Here is a 981-nt window from a genome sequence, read left to right on the forward strand (position 1 = left end):
TTTCCAGATCCTCATGCCCCTTGGCAAAGAAGATCTAATGAGAATACAAATGGACTCCTTAGAGAGTACTCACCGAAAGGTGTTGATTTGACAGATGCAACTGATGAAGAGATACAAGGTTGGGCAACGAAATTAAATACACGTCCCAAAAAAATGTTTGAATTGGAAAACACCTTATGAAATCTTTTATAAAACTGTGTTGCACTTAATTTGACAATTTAAGATACTTAAAAAAGTTAAAAGCGCTGGGCTTAGAAGACCCACGCGCAAACAACAAACAGACATAGTCTATGACTTAACCCAAATAGGCTTTAAACTCAAAGATGTCTTATATGTGACAGAATTACCAGAGTCAACTTACCACTATCATATCGCGAAGAAAACCAAACCTCATAAAGATAAAGAGCTTGAAGACCTTATCCAAGCTATCTTTGAGGAACATAAAGAGCGATATGGCTATCGACGCATTACAATTGAATTAAGAGCCAGAGGCTATAAAGTCAATCATAAACGCGTTCTTCGTATTATGAGACAATTAGGGCTACAGTGTCTAAAGTTTACGAATCGATCTCGTCGATACAATTCTTACAAAGGACCTGTCGGTAAAGTCGCTAAAAACAAAATAAATCGTCGGTTTATGACACCTCATCCATTACAAAAACTTGTTACAGACATTACCGAATTCAAATGTCTGAATGATGAAAAGTTATATTTAAGTCCTATTATGGATTTATATAATCAAGCACTAGTGTTGCATAAAACTGAAAATCACTGTTACTTGTTTATTGTTAATTAAATCACATGTAGTTTTCGTTAAAAATTTCAAAAAAGTCAAATGCTGACGCAGCGGATGACTTTTTCCATAATTTTTTTGACTTATTTAGTTGTAGATAAATCGATTTGCGGCTTCTTTCACTTAGTCAGGTTCGAATATTTCCTTAAATAATTCGAACGGTTCATACTGTAACGCTCGTAAATGCC

Annotated in this window: 1 protein-coding gene and 1 pseudogene; both read left to right on the top strand. The window is 34.8% G+C overall.

Annotated elements, in window-relative coordinates:
• A pseudogene (locus tag ACEN31_RS11555) lies at positions 1-214 on the top strand (transposase); the annotation flags it as partial.
• Between the two features lie 120 nt (positions 215-334).
• Positions 335-796, top strand: a complete 462-nt coding sequence (locus tag ACEN31_RS11560) for an IS3 family transposase (RefSeq protein ID WP_171031284.1) — start codon at positions 335-337, stop codon at positions 794-796.
• Positions 797-981: the final 185 nt, after the last annotated feature.

The organism is Ruoffia sp. FAM 26255, from assembly GCF_045528525.1.
Classification (GTDB): Bacteria; Bacillota; Bacilli; order Lactobacillales; family Aerococcaceae; genus Ruoffia; species Ruoffia tabacinasalis.